We start from the raw sequence: 23,581 nt of genomic DNA, 5'->3' as shown, positions 1-23,581 counted from the left end.
TTAGCGTCAATTAAAATGTTAATCTAAAGCTTATGTTCATATTTAGTTTTTACTGCGCTGCATCACGCTCTTTAATATTAAAATAGACACCAACAGCAATAAATATAATACCTATAACAAAATTAAAGCCAGCTAAGTTAAACGCAGCACCTCCGGCAATAACAATGTTGCCGAACACTGAATACCCTACTTGTTTACTTGGTTTTGCTTTCTTAGTAAATAATAGTGCCGCGGCAATCAAGCCATATAAACATATCAGCGCCCATAGAATAATCATAATTTGATACATTAATCGTTACCTTTCAATTTCGAGTTGTGGGTTTAAACACCTAACATCACCATTTGGCATTATAGAGTACTGTATAGTAATGTATTAGGAAAAAGTAAATAGGATGAATAATGATCAAGGTATATAGTCACGAAAATATCGTACAAGTGCATCACATCAAAAATTTGCTTGAAAGCAACGGCATTGAATGCGCTATTAAAAATGAAGCGATTAGTTCTTTAGCCGGTGAAGTTCCTATGACAGAGTGTTGGCCGCAGATTTGGTTAACTGATGACAACGAAACGCAACGATCTTTAGATTTAATATTCAATTACCAAGAACAAGTCCAAAACAACGAAAATTGGGCTTGTACAAGTTGCAAAGAAAATATTGAAAGTGAATTTGATATCTGTTGGAATTGCGGCGGTTCGCGCTAGTTTGTTTGCCAATAAGTGAAGACAAAAGCGTTTATAAAGTCCTAATGTTAAAAAACTAATATTAAAAACTAATATTAAAAACAGTGTAAAAATAATGAGTAGTAAGAATGATTAAACTAGGTAAGTATCAGCATTTCAAAGGTAACTTTTATCAGGTATTACATGTTGCTAAACACAGTGAAACTGAGCAATATCATGTGGTATATCAACCTTTGTATGGTGATAGAGACATTTGGATCCGACCTTTAGATATGTTTGATGAAACCATTGAACGAGACGGTAAAACATTGAAGCGTTTTACCTATGTTTCAGCGGAATAACTTAAACAGATAGCTGCATTGGATAGCTGATTAAGATAACTACATTGGATAACTGCAACTATTTCTAAACAGCAATCAATTTACCGTTAATATGTATTTACCAATATTTTCGTTTCTCGACATTTTTTGATGCGCTAAATCAGCGTCTTGCCATGAAAACACGGTATCGATAACCGGCTGCAGTTTGCCATCAATTAAGCTTTGATAAAACTGTTCGGTAAAATCTTGCACCAGTTGCTGTTTATATTGGTCACTACGATTTCTTAAGGTGCTGGCGTGAATATTAACCCGTTTAAGTAACATCTTTGCGACATCGACTTGTTCACAAAAGCGGCCGCCTAACATTGCTAACGTTACTAGTCGCCCATCTTGTGCTACAACGTCAATATTCTTTTGTAATTCATTACCACCAACAATATCGATAATGACATCAAAGCCCTGCTTTAAATGTTGCTTTTTCCAATCAACTATATTTTGTTGTTTATAATTAACGACATTATCAGCGCCGAGTTTTATACAAGCCTCAGCCTTGTTTTCACTACTTACCGTTACGGTTACAAAAGCGCCCGCAGCTTTCGCTAATTGAATGGCTGCTGTTCCTACACCACTTGCTCCGCCATGCATTAATACCTGATCGCTCTTTTGCAACTTAGCGATGGTAAATAAACTTTGATAAGCAGTTAAAAACACCTCGGCAATTGCAGCGCCTTGTTCAAAAGAAAAGTTTGATGGAAGTGGGATCAGATGATTGGCTTTCACCTTAACGAATTCAGCGTATGCACCACCTGGCACTAATGCAAAAACATTATCGTTAACATCTACATTGCTAACCTTAGTGCCGACTTTACTAATGACGCCACAAGCTTCGATACCAAGGATCAGCGACTCGCCTGCTGGTGGTGGGTATTTGCCCGCGCGTTGCAACAAATCAGCTCTATTTATACCGATTGCTTTAACCGCGATTAAGCATTCATCTTCATTTATTTCAGGAATATTAGCGTCAGAAAACACTAACTCTTGTTGTTCATTTACATTGATTATTTTCAAAACTATTCCAATACTGCTAGGACTGCTTAAGGTTGACTACGAATAAGAAGGATTATCCAATGGAAAAATGATTAACGTCTCTAAAGTTTGTCGGCTCGGCTGTAACCGCCTCTACCTCTGCTTCGTCAGGTCCCGTTTCTAACCAACTCAGCATCTGTTGAACGTTCGCTTCATCTCCACAAACCATAAGTTCAACACTACCATCTTCTTGGTTATTGGCATAGCCACTTAAACTAAGATCGATAGCCATATTTTGCGCCGATGCACGAAAATATACGCCTTGTACAACTCCTGTAACTTTTGCAATATAGCAAACTTTCATACCAGTACCTTTTTTATTGTCGTTTCAGATTGAGATAATCAACTTCACATTGTTTACTTAGCTTGCATTGATTACAATCAGTACACTTTTCACTTATATATAGAAATATAGTATGTCTGCACGAATAATGTTAAATCCTAAGCGAGAAAAATCACTTTTACGTCGTCATCCGTGGATTTTTTCAAAAGCGGTCAACAAAGTTGTTGGCAAACCACTACCTGGAGACACCGTTGATGTGTTAGATAGCAAAGGTAATTGGCTAGCAAAAGCTGCTTATTCTCCAAGCTCTCAAATTAGAGCTAGAGTGTGGACTTTTGACCAAGATGAGCACATAGATAGAGAGTTTTTTAAGAGCCGTATCCTTGCTGCACAAGCATTACGAGCAAAACCTATTATTGATGGCGGCCTTACCGGTTACCGGTTAATCGCTGGAGAATCTGACAATCTTCCGGGATTAACCATCGATGTCTATGACAATATTTTAAGTTGCCAGCTTTTAAGTGCTGGTATCGAATTTAATCGTCACATTTTATTTTCAGTACTTGAAGAAATATTTCCAGACTACGCAATTTATGAACGCTCAGATGTTGAGGTTCGTAAAAAAGAAGGTTTGGGGTTATCTAAAGGTTGGATCACAGAGCCGCTTGACTCTACAGAGGTCGTTATCGAAGAGCACGGCATTAAGATTAAAGTAGACGTTGATAAAGGCCATAAAACTGGATTTTATTTAGATCAACGTGATTCTAGACTTGCTGCGGGACGTTATGCAAAAGGTAAAACCATCTTAAACTGTTTTTCTTACACAGGTACATTTTCATTGCATTGTGCGGCAGCTGATGCGGCAGAAGTAACTAACGTAGATGTCTCTCAAACAGCCCTTGATTTAGCAAAAGAAAATATCGCTCTAAATGGTTTAGAAGATAAAAACGTGAATTTTGTAAAACAAGATGTGTTTAAGTTATTAAGACAGTACCGTGAAGAGAATCGTAAGTTTGATATGATCATTCTCGATCCACCAAAATTTGCTGAATCTAAGGCACAATTAAATGGTGCATGTCGAGGATATAAAGACATCAATATGTTAGCGATGCAACTGTTAAACAAGAACGGAATTTTACTGACATTTTCATGTTCAGGGTTGATGGAGTCGAACTTATTCCAAAAGGTAGTGGCTGATGCTGCATTAGATGCTAAACGTGAAGGTCGTATCATTGAGCGCCTGCAACAAGCGGCCGATCACCCTATTTCACTTAATTATCCAGAAGGATATTATTTGAAAGGCTTAATTTGTCAAATGGACTAGTCGGTATAAAGGATATTGCGCTAAAGCGACTTTTATAGCGGTCACAATTCTTTATTTAAAAGCTCAGTTGTTGATTCTGAACTTTTAGCTATTAATTTCCGCTATATTTTAGATTTCAGCTTTGTTTTAGCGCCGCTTTATTTCGAATCAATAATTTCTATCGCCAGTAAAAATAAATCTTTAGATTCCTCTTCACAACGCAATACACGACCTAAACAATCGGTTAGTGGTACCGATATTTGATCATCACAATCTAAATGAATTCTGATTTTTGTACCGACTTCGACTGGGTGTTCTATTTCTAATGCGATACCGTTTTCACTGATATCACGGCAATTTGCCAATACATCGCTATTTGTTTCATCATCAAGCAAAGTAATGCTTACCTGCTGATTAATCATGGTCCTGAAACAGTTTCGGCTCTCATTGAACCCTTGTTCAAAATTGACCATACTTACCTCTTTATAATGTGACTACAAAACACAAACCTGAGCAATCAAAGATCGCTGCACACCCTTTATAGAAAGTTGTTGGACAAATGTCAATTAAATCAGCTAGCTGGAATTACAAGGTTAATCTTCTAATTCGGCGATTTTTTGCTTTAAACGCTTAAAAGAAATCGGCGTAGCAGTACCTAAGTTTTGAGCAAACAACGACACTCTAAACTCTTCGATCAGCCAAAATATGTTTTTAACATCATCAGAGACTGGTAAATGACTTGGTCTTGTTTTCAACAAGGCATTATATAAGTCTTCCGCTTTAGCCACTTCCAGCATTTTTAATCGGTCTTGGTTTGGATCGATTGGCAGCTTTTCTAATCGTCGAACAATGGCTTTTAAATAACGAAGAATATGATCTAATTTACTCACTTTTGATTCTCTTAAGAACCCCTTGAAAACCAATTTATCTAACTGACTTTTGATATCAGCATGTGCTTGAATAACGTTTAAACCTAAATTCCCTTTCATTTTCTTGGCTATTTCGTGACGAAGTGAAAGCACTTGCTCAAGTTTAATCGCATTAGCCAACACATAATCGGCAATTTCTTGCCTAATTAAATCACGGGCCTTATCAAAGCCAGCTTTATCGTAAGGTAATTCGCCACTATCAATGATTAACTGCTCTGCGCACGCTACGATGCAATCATCAAGTAAATCGGTTATTTTACCAAAAGGATTAAAGTACAAGCCAAGTTTGGCTTTATTAGGAAGCTTGTTTTCTAAATATTTAATTGGCGATGGAATATTTAAAAGCACTAAGCGAGTGACCCCTTTGATCATTGCTTGTTGTGCTATATCTTCTCGTTCAAATAGCTCAATTGATACATTTTTACTATGATCAACCAACGCAGGAAATGCTTGAATAGTAATGTTTGCAGCTTTCTTTTTATAAGAATACGGAATTTTTTCAAAGTCCCATTCAATAATATCTTTGCGCTCAATCCCTTTTTCAGCAACCGACTGAATAGATTCTTTAACCTTACCTTGCAGCTGAGCTTTTAGTGCTGTTAAATCGCGACCTTGCTTTAACACTTTGCCTTTATTATTAAGGATTTTAAAATTCATTCTTAGATGAATTGGCAAACTTTCAAATGTCCAACTGCCTTCGGGCAATCGCACGCCTGTCATTCGCAATAATTGTTTTTCTATGGCATCGGTTAACTTCCCCTGGTCAGGGGATATTGTAGTAAAACAGGCATCAGCGTAATTTGGCGCTGGTACAAAGTTTTTGCGCTGCTGTTTAGGTAAAGAGCGTATTAACGCAGTGATCAACTCAAGCCTCATTGCCGGAATTAACCATTCAAAACCAATGTCTTCTACTTGGTTAAGAATACCAACCGGAATATTTACGCTAATACCGTCGTCATCGGTACCTGGTTCAAAGTTATAAGTTAATGGCAAAGTAATATTATTTTGTTGCCATAACTCAGGGTAATCATTTTTACTTAGCCGATTATCCTGTTTTAACAGTTGCTCTTTGCTAAACGTTAACTGTTTAGCATCTTGTTGTTTTGCTTTTTTCCACCAACTTAAAAAGCTGGCCTGATTGTTAATTTCTTCAGGTATTCGCTGATTATAGAAGTCGATCAAAACCTCTTCTTCTACAAGAAAATCTTTACGACGCGCTTTATCTTCAAGATGTTCGATTTCTGCCACGAGACGTTTATTTTCGCTAAGAAATTTCTCATTAATATTGCTATCGCCTTGCACCAACGCTTCTTGAATAAAGATCTGGCGACATGTTTGTGGTTCTATATTGCTAAAATTTATTTTGCGTTTAGCAACAATAACTAAACCGTATAAACTGAGTTGTTCAAATGCAGCAACCGTACCGCGCTTTTTCTCCCAGTGAGGTTCACTGTAGCTACGCTTTATTAAATGCCCTGCCATTGACTCTAACCAAAAAGGATCAATCTTGGCACACATACGAGCGAACAAGCGGCTTGTTTCAACAAGCTCTGCTGACATCAACCATTTAGGCGTTTTCTTAGCTAATCCTGAACCAGGGAAGATAAAGAAGCGACTGTTTCGAGCGCCCTTGTATTCTCTATTTTCATCAAGGTTACCAATATGGCTTAGCAAGCCAGGTAGTATTGCTTGATGTAATAGATCATAGTTCAGCTCTTCTTCAACATCATAGCTATCCCAACGCCATTTATTTTCACTAAACGTTTGTTTTAGCTGTGAATATATATCCTGCCACTCGCGAATTCGTAAATAGGAAAGAAACTCTTTTCGACATAGCTGACGAAATTGATTGTTACTAAGCTCTTTCTGTTTCTTGCTAATGTAATGGTAGAGATTCAACAGGCTAATAAAGTCTGAGCTTTTATCTTTAAAGCGCTGATGACATTGATCGGCTGCTTGTTGTTTTTCCATAGGTCGCTCGCGCGGATCTTGAATGCTAATGGCAGCAACGATAATGGCGATTTGCTGAGGGCAGCCAAGCTCTTTCGCACTAAGCAACATTTTTGACAATCTAGGATCAATTGGAAATTTAGATAAATTACGCCCAGTATCGGTCAATTGTGGTAATTGCTGCGGTCCTTGTTTTACTGCTGCTAGTTCTTCGAGCAAACGAATACCATCATTGATATTGCGATTGTCTGGTGGCTGCACAAAAGGAAACTTACTAATTTCACCTAAGCCAAGAGACAACATTTGCAAAATTACCGTGGCTAAGTTGGTTCTTAGAATTTCAGGATCAGTAAATTCTGGACGCCCTAGAAAGTCTTCTTCGCTATAAAGGCGTATTGCGACACCCGCAGCGACACGTCCACAACGTCCAGAGCGCTGATTAGCACTCGCCTGCGAGATAGGCTCAATTGGTAATCGTTGTACTTTAGTTCGATAGCTATATCGAGAAATACGTGCAGTACCAGTATCGATAACATAGCGAATGCCAGGTACAGTTAATGACGTTTCAGCAACGTTGGTACTTAATACGATATTGCGACCACGATGCGGCGCAAAAATTCGATTTTGTTCAGCGACGGTTAAACGAGAAAACAAAGGTAAGACTTGGGTGTCACGAAAATTTTCCGCTTCTAATGCACTGGCAACGTCTCTTATTTCTCGCTCGCCATTAAGGAATACTAATATATCGCCCATCGGTAATGCATCGATTTGCCCTACCGCATCAATAATACCGGCAATATAATCACCGTCTTGTTCATCCAAGGGGCTGTAAACAATCTCTACTGGGAAGGTTCTTCCTGATACCTCGATAACCGGGGCGTTATTGAAATGTTTAGAAAAACGCTGAGGGTCGATGGTTGCAGAGGTTATAATCACCTTTAAATCGGGGCGTTTCGGTAATATTTGTTTGATATAACCTAAAATAAAATCAATATTGAGACTGCGCTCATGGGCTTCATCAATAATAATGGTGTCGTATTGACGCAACAAACGGTCTCGTTGCATTTCCGCTAACAAGATACCATCAGTCATTAACTTTACATAAGTGTTATCAGAGACTTGATCGGTAAATCGAACTTTATAACCTACTTGCTCTCCGAGTTTACAGTTCAACTCTTCGGCTATTCGATTAGCGACAGTACGCGCAGCGATTCGTCTAGGTTGTGTATGACCTATAAACCCCTCGATTCCACGCCCAAGCTCCAAACATATCTTAGGTATTTGAGTGGTTTTACCTGAACCGGTTTCACCTGCAATGATAACGACTTGATTATTTCTAATCGCTTCGCTTATTTCATCTACCGCTTGGCTTACCGGCAATTGCTCTGGATAATTTGGTTTCGGAGTACCAATCGTTAGCGCTTGTTTTTGCACTATCGATTTTTCGATGCCGTCGGTGATCTTTTCTAAGGCGATAAGTTTCTTTTCAAGCTTTTTAACTTTATTAAGACCCTGCAGTCTTTTTTTCAATAAACCGTGATGACAGCCTCGAGTTTTCGGTAAACTTTCTAAGGCAAGTTTATATAAACTTTTAAAATCAGACTCTAACGCGGACAAAATACTCTCGAAAACAATGTTTATTAATAAATTTTTCGCAATATTAGCAGTTTAAAGGTTTGATTTCAGCCATAGATTCCCTTCTGTTTATACAAATATGCTAGCTAACCAAGACCAAGTTTTAAATTGTGCACAAAAAAAAGCAGCTTATTGCTGCTTTTAACCTTAATTCGACTGCCTTGTTCTGGAATGTGTTTATCCAGTTTTTGTAGTAACATGAAAGCTTGATCGAATATGACTATCTATTGCTCTTAATACGTCATTGCGACAAATTGTTCCACATAATTGTCCGTCATCATCGACTACAGGATATACCTTAGGTTTAGCTTGTAACATCATTTGCGCCAACTCAACGATGCTATCGTATGGCTTTACTGATAATACCTCAGTACGCATTAACTGCTCTACAGAACTCACATGTTCACTGTAATAACTAGTTTCTAGCATCTTAGCCAAAATATCTGACTCAGACAAAAAGCCCACTAACTCACTGTTCTTACCTATTACAGGGCCACCTAATTCATTGGTTTTGGTGATTAACTCTGATGCTTCTTCGATCGCCATTTCAGGTGTAAATTTAACTGGGTGAGGATTTAAGTAATCTTTCACAAGTAATGATTGCATCGGCACTCCCTATTTTTTATGTTGTTCTTTACAATGTTTCGCCATATTTACTTTGTAAATAGTGCTATATCGATTTAAAAAAATGTAACAACGTTATAGCCTTACAATTCTAGATTAGTCTATAAATCCTTGTGTGAAAACTATTTATCAACAAAATGCACGATTTTGCCAATAAAAAATTACTGTAAAGCTAAAACCGCTTGTCGATCTCTCTCCAATAGTAATTGTTTTTTTATTCACTAAATATGAATTTATTCACATTGTGTTACATTTTTATAAAAATCTAATATTTTGCTCTACATTTCCTAACAGTCCTTATATATCCGCCTAAAAAAGCCCTTAATCCCCCTAATTAACTAACATTCCTAATTTATATAATTTTTTATAATCATATTTTCCTCAGGTTTTTCTGAACGCATTTGCTTAAATTATTATTGTTCCAGACGGATATCTAGTCATAACAGATTTAGGCTTTAAATACTAAATAACGAACATTGAATGATTAGATAAACGAAGCAACTTAACAAGAGAACTTAAATTGCAGTCAGTTAGCCTCGATATTAAAAAAGCTTCAATTGGACACACTACATGAAGTTAAACAAAGCAAATATAAAACAAACAATATTTAGAGGAAATCACCATGAACATTAAAAATACTATTACAGCAACTACTACTACCACTTTATTAGCATTAACTATGTCAGCACCTGTTCAAGCTGGTAACATGCCTAGCTATATGGAAAGCGCATTAATCGACGTATGTAAAGCAGCTAAATCAAACAATACGATTCGTTTTAGAAATACCGTGGATAGCCACCGCCTAAAAACCCAAACTGTTGCACTGAAAGTTGTGTGTAATGGCGACAACATTGCTGATTTTGCGGCAAACAACGGTGCGAACAAAACTGCAGACCATTTAAACCAGTCGTTAGGTGACATCTCAATTGAAGATGTTGCGTTAAACTCTAACGATAAAATCTATGTAAACTTTTAAGCATGACTTAAGATCTACTAATAGATAAATCGAAATACTCGCTGTTATCTAAAACACAAAACACCAGCTTTTGCTGGTGTTTTTTTTAGTGACTATCTAATTTATTTTCTCTAAATTTTTGTCATTGCGCGTTCAACTTTTGCCGCGTATTTATGTGTCTAAACATCAAGCTCTTTTAACAAACTTTGCTGTAACCATCATCTCTCCAACACCATCAACTTTACAGTCTAATTGATGATCTTTACTTTCAACGATACGCCGAATAACCGCTTTAGTACCAACTTTGATAACTTGTGAGCTGCCTTTTATTTTTAGGTCTTTAATCATGGTGATTTTATCACCTTCGATTAATCGTGTTCCGTTGCTATCTTTGACAGTGAACAAATCATCATCAACCTCTTCTGATGGATTCCATTCGTGCGCACATTCGGGGCAAATAAGAAGATTTTGATCTTGGTAAGCATATTGAGAATTGCATTTTGGACATGGTGGATGTGACATAATTTTCTATTTTCCTTTATTCTCAGTCCGAATAGCTCGCTAAATAGATTAGAACTGACCTTAACGACGCTTACATATTTAGTAATTAAGTTCGTCTCTTATAACATAAGTTAGCCAAATAAAGTTGAACCGTGTTAACAAGAGTTGAAGAATATGCAGTAGGAAATACTGAGTTGAGTTAGATTAAAATTTGGCTGCCAACTGGCAGCCAAAAATATCAGTTTTTTGATTCATACAAATGGATATGTGTTATGCAGTTAACTCTTTTGGGTCATCACCATACTCGTTAGCGCCACTATTACCATTTGAGACCATAAAAAATAGTATCACTAAAGGACCAATTAATGGAATAAGGAGTAATAGCAACCACCAGCCAGTTCGTTCAGTGTCATGCAGTCTACGTACAGCAACGGCAATCGATGGTATTATTATGGCTAAAGTATAAAAACCACTAAGCATACCAACCCCCGAATTAGCATCGAAACTACCGACCATACCGTCAATAAAAGCTAGTCCGAAACTAATTAATACATTAAATAAAGTGAAAAACCAATATTCAGATCTACGAGATCGACCTCTGAAAGTGGCGTACCTTTTTAACACTGTAATGTACCAGTTCATTTTTTTTCCCTTTTTTTATTAATATAACCACATTCAATAAATGTGTTTTAAGTCATTAAGAGTAAATTTTACCTATAGTAAAACTAAATTATCAACGATGATGAGCTTAACTAGATATATTCCGCTCTAATGATTCGTATAATTTGTATAATAGAACGAGTCTTGAAGTAACTTTTTCAAAGATTTAGTTCAACTAACAATTTCCTTCGTAAGTTTATATTTACCAAAATCATTAATTTATTGAGTAACTACAAACTTGTATTACATTATAATTTTCAGTCAGATAGGTCAAATTTTTCAGAGCGAAAACCTTAGGTTACAACCTAATACTTATTGATAATCAACCAGTGAATTACTCAGATAGGCTTGTTAACATTTTGCGTTGATTAGATAAAGACTCATCAATGTACGATTGCCATTGATTAAAATCTATAGAATTTGTAAGTTCTACTAATGCAGGATGAGGTCCACCATAACGCCAGTCGTTCCAATGTAGCCAACCATCTTCTAATGCTTTTTGATATTGTTTAAAGGCCCTGTCAGGCTGTTTAATGGCTAAAAGTAAAATAACATCCGCAATACCATAACCGTTGTATCCCATTCTCGGTGTGCTTTCTAATTTTGCTAAGAGTTCATTCGCTATAGTTTGTGCTTTGTCGAGTTCACCTGTTTTTGATAACAGGAATACATAATCAGTTTTTTCATACAGCAGTTCATTTGGTTCCCCTGCTCTAAAGCGATCTTTCAAAACCTCAAAATTAAGCTCATACGCAGCTTTTGCTAACTGATAGTCGCCTTTTAACATTAACAATCGCGCCATATAAAACCGTGCTAGTAGACTACTTTTATTTTCTTTTGCTAATTGACAAAATTGCGAAGCTTGCACTAAGTCCTTTTTCATTATGTTAACCACACATAATCGCTGGTACTGCAACATAGGATTGCCGTTAACCGCTATTTTATCGTAAGCGGCAAAAGCACTTTCATTAAGGCCTAAATAATAATAAGAATCGCCAACAAGTTCATGACTTTGGTTTAATTTAGATTGTTCTATTTTGTTGACTATATTCACTGCTCGATTGAATTTTGATATACCAATATAATTTTTCAGCAACAGTCGTAATATATTTTGATTTGCAGGATGTTGATTTAAAAATGACTCAAGCAACGAAATAGATTGTTGATGTTCACCTAGTTCATTTTGAATTCTAGCCAAAGTATACGTGGCGTATGCGTAATTTGGATTCTTGCTAACTGCGGTTTGTAACAAGCTACGTGCCGTATATAGATCTCCACTTATACGATATAAATTTCCTGTTAACGCTTGAGCTTCAGCATTTTTATCAATATTAGATATCTGTTCATTTATAATTGTTAGCGCTTGTTGCAAAGTGATTTTTGCAGTTTTGTATTTAAATAAAGCTTCTGTTAGCCAATATGAAGGATAATTATTGTCATGGTTATCGGCGAGTTTTAATAATTGCTCTACTCGATCAAAATTTCCTTCTGACGCTGAATTTACATTTTTAATGAAGTGGCTTAATGCTAATTCGCTGATTAAAATAGTTTCGCCAGGAAAAGCATATAATGAATTTTCAAGCATGTTGATAGCTTCATTTAAGTTCTCATTACCGCCTGCAATACGCAATTGGCGAGCTTGGTGTACGACAATTGCCGCCTGCAAGTTCTGTAAGGTTAATGAATGCAAGTCTAGGGAGTCTTGAATGGCAACTTCAAGAAAATAATCAATAGTATTGCTAATATTAGTAACAAGTTCATGCCATTGACTTTTATCGCCGGCAAATGATTGACTCCAGATTACAATACCAGTTTCTGCATTGATGAAATGCAGGTTAATTTGAAATTCTAAATCGATTTGTTGTACGACGCCTGCGATCTTAAATACGTTTTCACTAATAACCTCAGGTGTATCAGTTTGACCTACAGTAACCCGGATATGTTCTGAATTACTTAGTGTCGTGATCAGCTGCTCAGTAATTGAATTTGCCACCATCTCTGTATTTTGAGAGCCATCCAATGCCTCAAATTTATTAAGAGAGATATAGATTTTATTGTCTACAGGATGCGCCTTATTTTGTTTAACTAATACCACCGAGGTTAGTCCAATAACGAGAATTATTGTCAGGATCCCTAACAAGACTAATTTTTTATGGATGACAATCGAACTCTTTTCTACGTCAAACAAATTCTGTTGCAACGACTCTTCCTGTCTAGGATCTAAACCGACATCATCACACTCAAGAATGTAACCGTGTTTGGGAATGGTTTTAATAAAGTGATGTACTTTGCCCGTATCATGGAGCTTTTTGCGAAGAATCGATATTGCTCGAGTTATAACCTCATCCGAGGTATGTCTTGATTGCCATACATTGTCGGTTAATTCTTGACGAGAAATAACTCTATTTGAGTTTTTGATAAGATAAACTAAAACCTCCATCACTTTCGGTTCGAGATGGATAAGTTCACCGTTGTTTGTTATCGTCGACTGCTCTGGATATATAAGCCAGTCTTCTAATCGATAAGTTAAATCATTGTTGCTCACCACTCTATCCTTGTAGGTAAACTAAGCCGTATAGACATTATTGAAAACCTACACTTAAGTTTAGTGCTTTCTTTCGGTTTTACCAATCAATCGTTGAGGGACAAACTTACTTTAAATTGTAGGCAATATATAAAAGAATTTATTGAGCTCTATGTTAATATTTTTTCAACGTTTCGGCTTGATATTGCTGTTCGCTCAGATTGAGTTGATGCTCATCTAAATAGCTCTCTAAAGCAGCTTGCTCTTTGTTTAACGTATCGATAGTAATAGTATTGTCATCAAGTGTATAAAGCTGGTGACAAGCTTTGTAATAAAAGTTAAGAATGACTAAGGCATCAATGTCACCATGTTGTAATCCTGCAAACTTAATTTTTGTCAATTTACGATAGATGAAATTGATTTGCTTTTTAAGCTCCCATACGTAAAGTACTTCGCGCATATAATCTTTGTTTTTAATACTATTGATGGCGCTTAGGCAACAGACTAACGCAATCACCACACCGGTGAAGTTTAACCAGAAATTATCAGCATTTGGCTGTGACAATAGCGCAATGAGTATTTGACCAAATACAATCGCTAATACAGCAAAACTAATAATAAAAGCGACAATGACTTTATTGAGCATTTGTCGGTAAGCGCTCTTTTCTATTTTTTGAAGTTTCATTTTTTGTTGATACTTATTTTTTAAGAGCCAATTTGCTATGGCCCGATCTATTGATATTTATTGATGCTTATTGATGTTTGACCATATTAGCGGTCTAAAATTCGCTATCGTTCATTCTTTTGGTTAAACCAGATGCTCGACTCACTTTCTGACTTACGCCCTGCTTCCACACATTGGACTGACAAAATATTTGCAAATGTTTTTTCGCTCTCGTTACCCCAGTGTAGATTAACTCTCTCGATAACAAACGCTCTCCGCCACTTGCCGGCAATACCAAAGACACTGTTTCAAATTCCGAACCTTGAGTTTTATGTATGGTCATCGCATAAACCGTATCAAAGGATGGTAAGCGACTAACAGAAACCTGCTTAAAACCATCTTGCTGGGGAAAATAAGCGACAAGTCGGCCATCTTCATTAGGCCATAACATACCAATATCACCATTAAATAGATTAACGCCGTAATGGTTTTGGTTGATCATTATTGGTCTGCCAACATAAAGCGCGTTATCAGTTGTAATACATCCTAATTTCTTTAGCCGTTGCTCAATCATTAAATTGAGATTTTCAAGTCCATACTCACCGCTTCGAGTCGGTGCCAAAATTCTAAATTTACTAAACTGCTCAAAAGCTTCGCTCACCGTTTTACTTGCAAAAACATGCTTGTAATACTTATCCGTTGTTGCCGAGATATAACGATCTAAATCGGCGTCATCAATATGACTTAATTCAGATTGACTTTGCTCAGTTAAAAGCTGCCAAGATGCTTCTACATCGCCTTTTATAACCAGTTTGGCAATTTGACCGATGCCACCGTCGCCACTAAAGCGACGACTAAATGTTAGATAGGTCAAGTAATCAAAGCTATGTGCTTCGAGCGCCGTTTCTGCTTCCACTGACGGCCTCAAGTCATTTTCTAAATAATTACAGACTTGGCTTAAATAATGACAATTTTGCTCACTATAATGTGTTGTCTTAATTGGTGCTAAATCTGCCAAAACGCTACCTGTTGCAACCGAAGGCAGCTGATCTGCATCACCTAACATTATCAACTGACAGTGTGCTGGTAATGCTCGAAAAATACGTGTCATCATTGCCAAATCAACCATTGATACTTCATCAATAAGCAACACATCAGCGCTAATCGGGTTGGTTTCGTTGTGTCTAAAATTAGGACTATTAGGGATAACACCGAGTAATCGATGAATTGTTGATGCTTGTTCGGGTATTCTTGCTAACGTATCTGGTGCAATCATGCCTTGCTCAGCAAACTTAGCAACCGCATCAGTAATAGACTCTGATAAGCGTTGCGCCGCTTTACCTGTTGGTGCGACCATTTCGATATGTAAGTCACTATTGTTCATTAACAACCCGGCAAGTAATTTAGTTACGGTATAGGTTTTGCCTGTACCAGGACCACCAGCGATAATACTAAATGTTTTATTTAATGAATTGGCGACTGACAGCTTTTGCCAATCTGGATGAGGCGGATTGTTTGGGTTATTACTGCCTTTCTCACCTCTATCACTTTCGACATTGGGAAAAAGAGTATCAATAATATGTCGACATTGATTTAAATCCACTGATGGTTGTTGCACCAGTTTTATTTTAATAAAGTCGGCCAATTGACATTCAAATTGCCAATATCTGCGCAAATACAATTGACCATATTGATGCACAATCAAATCACTAACACTGTTACTGTTATTGTTATTGTTATTGTTATTGTTATTGTTATTGGCAGTAGCGTCTTTATCAATCGTGATTTTTTCAAGCAAACCATCTATTAGGTCTTTGTTTGCAAAGCGATAGCCTGTTTGCTCTTCGTCGGCATTGAGCCCATTTATATTTTTCTCTTTACCATCTATAGAAGAAGAAAACAGAGTTTGGTTATAAATCTGAGTTAAATCTAGGCAACTATGACCATTACGCTGACTTTCACTTAAGGCAATGATCAAATGAAACAAAAGCTTTGCTTCTTGCTCGCTGAGCACCACGTTGATTGTGTATGAAGCGACAATGCGCTCTGCGAGAAAGTAATCTATTGCTTCAAGGCCTGAAAGCTTTCGTTTGGCTTGATAATAATCAGCATACACACAGGTAGTATTATTTAACAACATGGTTAGTTACCTCCATGTTAATCGGTTCAGGCAATGATTCACCGCGAAATACGCTATCGAGCTGCTCAAGAAAGCTGGCGCTGATATTGTCATAAAATACACCTTGAAAATCTTTGTTTCCAGCGCTCATCCCTCTTAAATATAAATAATACACGCCACCAAAGTGCAGCTCAGGATCATAATCATCGACTCGTATTTTTAAATAGCGGTGCAACGCTAACGAATAGATCAAAAATTGTAAATCATAGAAATTTTCGCAGACATGGCGGGCAACCTTATCTTGTTGATAATGGCTAAAGCTATCCCCTAAGTGACTCGATTTATAATCACAAACGTAATATTTATCATCTGCGCAAAATATTAAATCGATAAAACCGTGCATCATTCCCTTTAACTGACCATAATCCGGCAATTGAACTGGCAAGTTGCCATACCCTATTGACTCTCTATAGCGTTGAACCAACTGCTTCAAGGCTGAGATACTTACTTGCTCCATTGGGAAATAAAACTCGGCTTCACGTAAGGTATTGGCGCGGCTCAGTGACGATAAACTTAAACCATCACTGTTAAGCGGAGACTTTAAACAGTCATCTAACCAATCATAAAGGTGCTCTGCTTGATACGGTTTTACAAACTCTCCAAACTTAGACACCAGTGTACTGCCATATAACGGCCAATTAGGCTCTAAAAAATCTTGATATTCAAGTAAATCGTGAAGCAAATTACCTGTCTTAGCGCCTTTGGTAAAATCGAAACGAATACTATCTTTCAACAACGGTATTTGATTGACGTTTTCACTAATTGCTTCATTGTCTCTATCTGGCTCAGTGCGGCCACCATGGCGATGATTTCGAGTTAATGCAGAAAAGGAACTCAACCACCAATCACGCTCTATACGTCCATCAAACTGAGCAATATGATATTGCTTTTGGTCTAATTGCGCTTGATACGGATCTATCGCTAAGTGCTGCGTATCAATAGTATCTATGCCAATATTAGAACAAACATTAAGCAAGCTTTGTACACCCGAGGTGATATCAACACCATCAGTGAATCGGCAAACTTGGCCGATGGCAGATAAATGGTATTCAGGGAAATTAACTAAGCCAAGATAACAACGATGTTTTGCCCGTGTTATCGCCACGTAAAGTAAACGTATGTCTTCTGCATATCCTTCACTAGCCATGCGTTGCTTAGCGTTTTCATCTTCGCCCAGATGTATTTTAAAGTCGCCACCTTCATTGTGATAACGCAATACTTCTTTGGTTTTTGTACCAAACTTAACTGGATTTTTGTGCCTTGTGGAAAATGGTGCAAATACCACCGGATATTCTAAACCTTTTGAACCATGCATGGTAACGATCTGAATTAAGTTGGCATCGCTTTCTAATCTCAGCTCAGCTTCATCAGCAAATAAATGCTCTACTTGATGCTGTAAATACGCTAGTAGCTCCTGTGGCTGTTTTAATTGCTGACTTGCCGACTGTAGTAACTCAAACAAGTGAATAATATTGGTTAAATCACGTTCATTGTCTTTATTTTTATTCGGATAATGATCATGTAACAACTTAAGAGCCATCGCCATAAAACCACGCTTTGACCATAGGCTAAGCAATCGATTAAATTGCTCACGTAATCGTTCCCATGCAAGTTCATCGTCTTGCAGTTGTAATAATTTATCGACGCCGAAGCCAAAAAATGGTCCAGCAAGTGCACAAACAAACGCCCTATCGTCTTGATAGTTAATCACCGCATTGAGTACTTTAATAAATTCGCTAGCGATGTCGCTTTCAAATAAATTAGAGCGCTCCGATTTATAGACACACGGTAAATTAAAGCGATTTAGCGCCTGTTTAATATCCGCTGCTTCTTTTCCGTCTCGCACAAGTATCGCAATATCTGCTGCAGCTAGCGCGTTCTGTTCAGTATTAGTAGAGTCGTTTTTAGATGTGTTGCTTTGCAATTGTGCAGTTGATAGCAAGCGGCTAATTTCAGCAGCGCACCAATTTGCCATTTCAGTTCTAAAATCTACTTTGGCGCGATTGCGATACAGGTTATCTTCTGGTACCAAAAAGTTAACTAGTTGCAAGGCTTTATAATCTTTCTCATCAAGCAACTGTTCTTTACCGGCGTTTACCGATGCTTTGACCGGTGAATAACTAATATCAAAGCCGAACACATCGTTGCCTTCGCCCTCAATATCTCCGCCATAAAATAAATGATTGTATGCATCAATCATCTCAGCAGAGGATCGCCAATTGGTATCCATCATCCACTGCCAGTCAACGAGCTTACTAGCAGCAAGATAAGTAAAGATATCGCCACCACGAAAACCATAGATTGCTTGTTTGGGATCGCCAATCAAATACAGTGCCGGTTGAATATCATCGACGATTAACTGGCCTTGCATAGGCTCATCAACAACGCTTTCTTCATTAGTGTCAGCAAAATACAAAACTCGCAATATATCAAATTGCTTTTTATCGGTATCCTGAAATTCATCAACCAAAGCGACCGGGTATTGGTTTAATAAAGCCTGCTTTAACGTGGCTGAAGTGGTTGCACCTTGGGCAGTGTTATTGTTTTCGCTATTGTTTATGTTCTCGCTTACCAATGCATTCGCTAACGTTGAAATCAAATCATCGAAGTTAAGCATACTAAGTTGCTGTTTTTTAACTACTATCGATTGTTTGATCACTGCAACGGCGCCTGCCGCTAAACTATATGATTGCGCCTTATCTAACGCCTTATCATAATCACTTTGCAGTTTTTTAAGCTGTTCGCACGACTTAAAACTATCGACCAGTTGCTGTTTAATATCAGCTTTATCTGCAGACTTAGGCATTCTGCCTTTGCCAATAAACTTATAATCTACTTTAGTTGCAATAAGATGATTAAATTGCGACAAGTAATGACAATTACTATCATCTGACAAGTTGTTAGTTAATGCAGCGAGCGCTTTTGCAAATGCTAATAACTCTTCAAACTCTTTAATGCGATCATCACGGGCTTTGTTTTTCTTGTTATCTATCAACTCTTGGTAAATTACGCTTTCAGCATGATGTAAATCATCTACCACCCGAGAAGCGATTTCACTCACGCTAATCGCTAATGACTTTTCATCATGAAAGGTGGGCACAAGTTCATCTTTAATGAGATCTTTAAAGCTTTTAATAAATAGCTCTGGCGTCGCCCAATGCTCAACAACTCTTTGATAACGTTCTAAATTTTCTGATTGACTATCGGCTGCAATCAAACGATAGTAATCTTGCACAGCTTCTAGCAATAACTCGCTATCATCGGCCTCCATTTTTGCATTGAAGCTAAGCCCGCTTGCAAACGCTTGCTGTGACAACACTCTTTTGCAAAATCCATGTATGGTAAAAATCGCTGCTTCATCTAGGTTAATTAGTGCACTTTTTAGGTATATTCGATAATCTTTTTCATGGGCTTTAACATGATTATCTAAGGCGACAAAATATTCATCCCCCTGTTCAACATAGTCATCCCAGTTTGCCAAAGCTTCTCTTAAAAACTGGTCGATACGACCGCGTATTTCTTCCGTAGCAGCTTTGGTAAAGGTCATCACCAATATATTCTCTACGCTCAATTCACGCTCAATCAATAACCGTAAATATATCCGAGTGATATTAAAGGTTTTACCGGTACCAGCACTTGCTTCGATCAAATGACTACCAAATAGCGGTAATGTATGGGCGATTAATGCTTGGCTTTCATTTTGGTTTTCACTTTGACTTTGGCGATGAAACTGTTTGACGTTATTCATTAGAATCACCTACTAAATTGGTATTAATACCTAATCCAGACTCTTCTAATAGAGACTCATCTAAATCGATTGTTTCGAATGCCACGATGGCAAACAACTCTCTAAATACTGAATCAATAACCTGGTTACAGTCATGCATTGATGCACCTTGGGGATAAAAGTAGCTTATGTAATCATCGTCACCTAAACCAGGTACGAAATCATTGCCTTGCCATAATTTGGCTAATTCTTTTGGCTCGTACTCGCTGTCTCTAAACTTATTCTTTTTCCAGCACTGATCAAATGTAATATCAGAGTGGATCAACGTTGGTTTTTCCAGGCCTAACCGATAGGTTTGGATTAAGGTATTCAATAGTACTTTGGCATTGTCTACATTTGCTAAAGAAATCACTTGTAAACATTGCTCTTTTTCATCAATAAAGTAACCATAACTTTCTACTTTTTGCTCATCGCATAGGCTTGCTTGCGCACATAGGTGTTGCACCATCAACGTGATAAAGTCCTTTGATTTTGCTTTAGCTGGTCGCTTAACAATGATCACGTTACTCTCATTTATCGACATATGTTCACCAGATAAAGCTGCTTGATTGATGTAAACATCTAATTGCCCACTCACCTCTACGCTACTGTTTGAACCGCTGTCGTTCGTCAGGTACTGATAAAATCGTGGCCCATGTATTGATAAGCCTAGTTGCTTCATATGTGACTTGATTTGAGCACTAAACATAGACATGTTGTTTTGCCATGTATCTATGGTCTCTTCTATCAAAGGTGAATCAGGAAAATCGCCAGAGATCCTAGCGACTGTTTTCGCTTGTATTGGATCATAGTTGTCGCTATTTAGCAGTATACTTTCGACACTATGTTGTTGAAATAGATACTTATCTAAGTGATTCGTGGCAAATGGTTCACTGTCATCAAGAGTTAATTGTTGCTTATTAAAAAACAGCTTTAAGCGCTGCTCAGCATAGACCTTTAACGAATGATTATAAAACTGACTGAACTGCGAAATACTGATCACCAAAACGTCGTTTGGTGAGTCATTTTGAGGCGCAGTTGCAAGTTCAGGCAATGTGCTATTCGCTTCTGCTTCTACTTCTGCTTTTTCAATATTAGCCAATTTAAACCAATTTTGATCAAAACTTGCAAACGCTTGGGTCGAAACATAGTTTTGTCGACTAAACACTTGCAATGGCAGCTGTCGAAATTGTGTTGAAGACTCGTCGACAGACTCAAAAGTCCAATTATAGCCATGCTGCAAATAATCCATTAATTCTCGAAGAACGATGGAAGGTTGACGCTCATTATTGTTTTTTATGTCCCTTCCCTGATAGCTTAAATAGAGATTCTGTCGAGCTGAAATTAACGCCTCAAGGAAAAGGTACCTATCATCTGCGCGACGCGATCTGTCACCTACTTTTGCTTTAACGGAGGACATTAAATCAAAACCAAGTGGTTGTCTTTGACGTGGGTATTGTCCATCATTTAAACCTAACACGGCGATCACTTTAAATGGGATCGATCGCATTGGCAGCATCGAGCAAAATGTGATTTGGCCAATCAAAAACTGCCGCCCCGGATCAGGCTGAGAAAAATGACTGTTTAAAAAGTCACGAACAATTTCTATACCTATGTCACTTGAATAACTTGCTTGTTGACAATATTCACCTAACGATTCGATGGCATGAGTGATAATTGAATAACCTTGATCAGAATCTTGCTCACTAAACAACTGTTCAACAAATTTGAGTAAACTCTTTTGCCAGTCTTTCGCCAACTTTTCTTTTGAAAATTCAATCGTTAAAATCTGCAATTGTTTAATTAACAGGATGAGCTTGCCCAATACAATTGAATTATCGCCTTCCACCCAAGGCAGATATAGCGTATCACCATCTAGGACTTGCTGATCACCATAAACAAAACCAAGCAACAACCGGTCTAAACCCTGTTGCCAAGTAAATTGTGAACTCGCGTTGTTTATACCAAGTTGTTGGTTTTTATGTTCGTCATCCAGTCCCCAATGTATATTCGCTTTAACTAGCCAATCACAGATCAATTCGACTTGCTGTTCATTTAAACCAAATCTCATTTGCAACGGCAACAATCGAAGATAAGACATTATTTGTGATATTGAAAAACGACTATCTGGCATTGACAGTAATTCACTAAATGCAGCAACTAAGGGCTCAGAATCTTTGCTGACACGGTCGGCTATCGAACAAGGTAACGGCGGTACTCTGTCACCAACATCATCCCAGCCTCTAACAAATACAGAATCAATATACGGGGCATAGTCTTCAATTTGAGGGCACATCACCAATACATCTTTTGGCGTAAGGTTTTTATCCTCATTAAATAAATGCAGTAGATAATCATGTAAGCCTTGAACTTCTCGCAGTGAACTATGAGCTGATGTAATGGTAATACTACTATCAATCAGTCCTGTCTCTGGTTGCTCGCGTTGATCATTTAAGGTCAAAATATCCTGCTGAATTTTATCAAGCAAGGTATACTCCGCCGCACCACTGTCTTCAATAAGATTGTCATAAAGCGGTATTTCAATATTTTCAATACTGTGTAATTGCGATAAAAACTCTCTTCCCTGTTGGCCTAGATTCGCAAGTAACGGGTTAACGCCCTCATTGTCTAACTCAACTGGCCAACGTGAAACCTGAGCCATATACGCCTGTTTAGCTTGTGCTTTATCAGTTTTAATATCGCCCCAATACTCGTAACATGGATTGAGATGATAGATGTGAACATCTACGACATCAGCGAGCATATCTAAAAACTCAACCCACATAGGAGCCATAGAATTGATACCAAATAAAGACACTCTTTTAGGTAACAATTCTTTCTTACTTTCAATGTTACTCTTAGCCAATTCGATTAAAGTTAGCGGATCATATGGGATATTTTGATTAAGCAAATACCATATTGCCGATTGCCATTGTTGTGTCTCTTTATTGGATTTGTCTAATTCTTTAACGGTTTTGCCATTAGACCAAGCATTGATCCACTCTGGTCGATAAATTAAGTATTGTTCATATAGATCAGCGAGTTGAGTAGCAAGTTGAAATCGTTTGAGAGGGTCTTTATCACCACCAGGTTGCCAATATTCATTTGCCAAACGACATTTAGGCTCCATCAAAATAGTATCATCCTGCAATAAAGCATCAATACGCCACGTTAATACTTCTCGAGAATACGGTGATTGTTCTGGTGCTTGTGAGCCAGCAAGTATTTTGAGTTGTTTCCATAAGAACTGTGCTGGCAAAACAAAATTTGCATTCATGCTAATGCCACTGATTTTTGCCTGTTGCATATTTAACCAGTGTTGCATACCCGGATTTTGAACTAGCACTGTTTCTTGTTCGAGTACATTGAGGGGAGATTTATTTTGCACGGCATCGAAAAGTAACAACAAATCTTCCATGCGATTTGCAGGATAAATATAAATCAAATCAATGCCTCAAATAGATTTTGGTATTAAATTGATTTAATCACAAAGACGGCTTTTTAACTAGCTAAAAACG

Annotated in this window: 17 protein-coding genes; 4 read left to right on the top strand and 13 right to left on the bottom strand. The window is 37.5% G+C overall.

Translation table 11 applies throughout. The annotated features are described in order from the left end of the window. Positions 1 to 49: 49 nt before the first annotated feature. Entirely contained in the window at positions 50 to 289 is a 240-nt protein-coding gene (locus tag LT090_RS08020; protein WP_068546421.1) for a hypothetical protein, read from the bottom strand. A 110-nt stretch (positions 290 to 399) separates the two neighbouring features. On the opposite strand from LT090_RS08020, the gene LT090_RS08015 reads away from it, so the two are divergent. Both LT090_RS08015 and LT090_RS08010 read left to right on the top strand, forming a co-directional pair. Continuing rightward, positions 400 to 705, top strand: a complete 306-nt coding sequence (locus LT090_RS08015; protein WP_068546422.1) for a putative signal transducing protein — start codon at positions 400 to 402, stop codon at positions 703 to 705. Between the two features lie 107 nt (positions 706 to 812). Continuing rightward, complete coding sequence (locus tag LT090_RS08010; RefSeq protein WP_068546423.1) at positions 813 to 1,025, top strand: DUF1653 domain-containing protein; 213 nt, start codon at positions 813 to 815, stop codon at positions 1,023 to 1,025. 75 nt (positions 1,026 to 1,100) lie between these two features. Here LT090_RS08010 and LT090_RS08005 read toward each other — a convergent pair whose 3' ends face one another. Further along, complete coding sequence (locus LT090_RS08005; RefSeq protein ID WP_068546424.1) at positions 1,101 to 2,072, bottom strand: NAD(P)H-quinone oxidoreductase; 972 nt, start codon at positions 2,070 to 2,072, stop codon at positions 1,101 to 1,103. A gap of 52 nt (positions 2,073 to 2,124) precedes the next feature. Next, a complete protein-coding gene (locus LT090_RS08000) occupies positions 2,125 to 2,394 on the bottom strand; it encodes an acylphosphatase (protein ID WP_068546425.1) in 270 nt (89 codons plus the stop codon). A gap of 112 nt (positions 2,395 to 2,506) precedes the next feature. Between LT090_RS08000 and LT090_RS07995 the strand changes: the two genes are divergently transcribed. Beyond that, complete coding sequence (locus LT090_RS07995; protein ID WP_068546426.1) at positions 2,507 to 3,697, top strand: class I SAM-dependent methyltransferase; 1,191 nt, start codon at positions 2,507 to 2,509, stop codon at positions 3,695 to 3,697. 137 nt (positions 3,698 to 3,834) lie between these two features. Here the strand turns inward: LT090_RS07995 and LT090_RS07990 are convergent, their stop codons facing one another. The 3 genes from LT090_RS07990 to LT090_RS07980 form a co-directional block, all read right to left on the bottom strand. Further along, positions 3,835 to 4,149: a PilZ domain-containing protein gene (locus LT090_RS07990; protein ID WP_068546429.1), complete on the bottom strand. Its 315-nt coding sequence runs from the start codon at positions 4,147 to 4,149 to the stop codon at positions 3,835 to 3,837. A 120-nt stretch (positions 4,150 to 4,269) separates the two neighbouring features. Next, on the bottom strand, positions 4,270 to 8,175 hold the full coding sequence (hrpA, locus tag LT090_RS07985) for an ATP-dependent RNA helicase HrpA (protein WP_198360688.1): 3,906 nt from the start codon (positions 8,173 to 8,175) through the stop codon (positions 4,270 to 4,272). Between the two features lie 192 nt (positions 8,176 to 8,367). After that, positions 8,368 to 8,796, bottom strand: a complete 429-nt coding sequence (locus tag LT090_RS07980) for a CBS domain-containing protein (RefSeq protein WP_068546432.1) — start codon at positions 8,794 to 8,796, stop codon at positions 8,368 to 8,370. A gap of 640 nt (positions 8,797 to 9,436) precedes the next feature. On the opposite strand from LT090_RS07980, the gene LT090_RS07975 reads away from it, so the two are divergent. Further along, on the top strand, positions 9,437 to 9,790 hold the full coding sequence (locus LT090_RS07975) for a DUF3718 domain-containing protein (protein ID WP_068546434.1): 354 nt from the start codon (positions 9,437 to 9,439) through the stop codon (positions 9,788 to 9,790). Positions 9,791 to 9,955: 165 nt separating this feature from the next. On the opposite strand, the gene LT090_RS07970 is transcribed toward LT090_RS07975, so the two are convergent. The 7 genes from LT090_RS07970 to recC all read right to left on the bottom strand — a co-directional run bounded on the left by LT090_RS07970 (position 9,956) and on the right by recC (position 23,508). Then, positions 9,956 to 10,291: a zinc ribbon domain-containing protein YjdM gene (locus LT090_RS07970; RefSeq protein ID WP_068546436.1), complete on the bottom strand. Its 336-nt coding sequence runs from the start codon at positions 10,289 to 10,291 to the stop codon at positions 9,956 to 9,958. 249 nt (positions 10,292 to 10,540) lie between these two features. Then, complete coding sequence (locus LT090_RS07965; protein ID WP_068546438.1) at positions 10,541 to 10,912, bottom strand: DUF805 domain-containing protein; 372 nt, start codon at positions 10,910 to 10,912, stop codon at positions 10,541 to 10,543. A gap of 352 nt (positions 10,913 to 11,264) precedes the next feature. Continuing rightward, positions 11,265 to 13,475 carry a winged helix-turn-helix domain-containing protein gene (locus tag LT090_RS07960; protein ID WP_068546440.1) on the bottom strand — a complete coding sequence of 737 codons (2,211 nt, stop codon included), beginning with the start codon at positions 13,473 to 13,475 and terminating at the stop codon, positions 11,265 to 11,267. 154 nt (positions 13,476 to 13,629) lie between these two features. Then, a complete protein-coding gene (locus tag LT090_RS07955; protein WP_068546442.1) occupies positions 13,630 to 14,139 on the bottom strand; it encodes a DUF3087 family protein in 510 nt (169 codons plus the stop codon). Positions 14,140 to 14,233: 94 nt separating this feature from the next. Then, complete coding sequence (gene recD / locus LT090_RS07950; RefSeq protein ID WP_082897163.1) at positions 14,234 to 16,258, bottom strand: exodeoxyribonuclease V subunit alpha; 2,025 nt, start codon at positions 16,256 to 16,258, stop codon at positions 14,234 to 14,236. Beyond that, the gene (recB, locus tag LT090_RS07945) at positions 16,245 to 20,045 is read right to left on the bottom strand and encodes an exodeoxyribonuclease V subunit beta (RefSeq protein ID WP_068546444.1); all 3,801 of its coding nucleotides are present in this window, start codon (positions 20,043 to 20,045) and stop codon (positions 16,245 to 16,247) included. The genes recD and recB overlap by 14 nt, the downstream gene beginning before the upstream one ends. Next, positions 20,038 to 23,508, bottom strand: coding sequence for an exodeoxyribonuclease V subunit gamma (gene recC / locus LT090_RS07940; RefSeq protein ID WP_157726625.1), 3,471 nt, complete (start codon positions 23,506 to 23,508; stop codon positions 20,038 to 20,040). The genes recB and recC overlap by 8 nt, the downstream gene beginning before the upstream one ends. Between the last annotated feature and the right edge of the window lie 73 nt (positions 23,509 to 23,581).

The sequence above is a fragment of the Thalassotalea crassostreae genome (assembly GCF_001831495.1).
Lineage (GTDB): Bacteria > Pseudomonadota > Gammaproteobacteria > Enterobacterales > Alteromonadaceae > Thalassotalea_A > Thalassotalea_A crassostreae.
This window is presented reverse-complemented; position numbering and strand designations above follow the sequence as displayed.

Bases quoted from the DNA above. Each gene is read 5' to 3' on its own strand.
- LT090_RS08020 (WP_068546421.1), bottom strand. From the start codon at position 289: ATGTATCAAATTATGATTATTCTATGGGCGCTGATATGTTTATATGGC.
- LT090_RS08015 (WP_068546422.1), top strand. From the start codon at position 400: ATGATCAAGGTATATAGTCACGAAAATATCGTACAAGTGCATCACATC.
- LT090_RS08010 (WP_068546423.1), top strand. From the start codon at position 813: ATGATTAAACTAGGTAAGTATCAGCATTTCAAAGGTAACTTTTATCAG.
- LT090_RS08000 (WP_068546425.1), bottom strand. From the start codon at position 2,394: ATGAAAGTTTGCTATATTGCAAAAGTTACAGGAGTTGTACAAGGCGTA.
- LT090_RS07995 (WP_068546426.1), top strand. From the start codon at position 2,507: ATGTCTGCACGAATAATGTTAAATCCTAAGCGAGAAAAATCACTTTTA.
- LT090_RS07990 (WP_068546429.1), bottom strand. From the start codon at position 4,149: ATGGTCAATTTTGAACAAGGGTTCAATGAGAGCCGAAACTGTTTCAGG.
- LT090_RS07980 (WP_068546432.1), bottom strand. From the start codon at position 8,796: ATGCAATCATTACTTGTGAAAGATTACTTAAATCCTCACCCAGTTAAA.
- LT090_RS07975 (WP_068546434.1), top strand. From the start codon at position 9,437: ATGAACATTAAAAATACTATTACAGCAACTACTACTACCACTTTATTA.
- LT090_RS07970 (WP_068546436.1), bottom strand. From the start codon at position 10,291: ATGTCACATCCACCATGTCCAAAATGCAATTCTCAATATGCTTACCAA.
- LT090_RS07965 (WP_068546438.1), bottom strand. From the start codon at position 10,912: ATGAACTGGTACATTACAGTGTTAAAAAGGTACGCCACTTTCAGAGGT.
- LT090_RS07955 (WP_068546442.1), bottom strand. From the start codon at position 14,139: ATGAAACTTCAAAAAATAGAAAAGAGCGCTTACCGACAAATGCTCAAT.
- recD (WP_082897163.1), bottom strand. From the start codon at position 16,258: ATGTTGTTAAATAATACTACCTGTGTGTATGCTGATTATTATCAAGCC.
- recB (WP_068546444.1), bottom strand. From the start codon at position 20,045: ATGAATAACGTCAAACAGTTTCATCGCCAAAGTCAAAGTGAAAACCAA.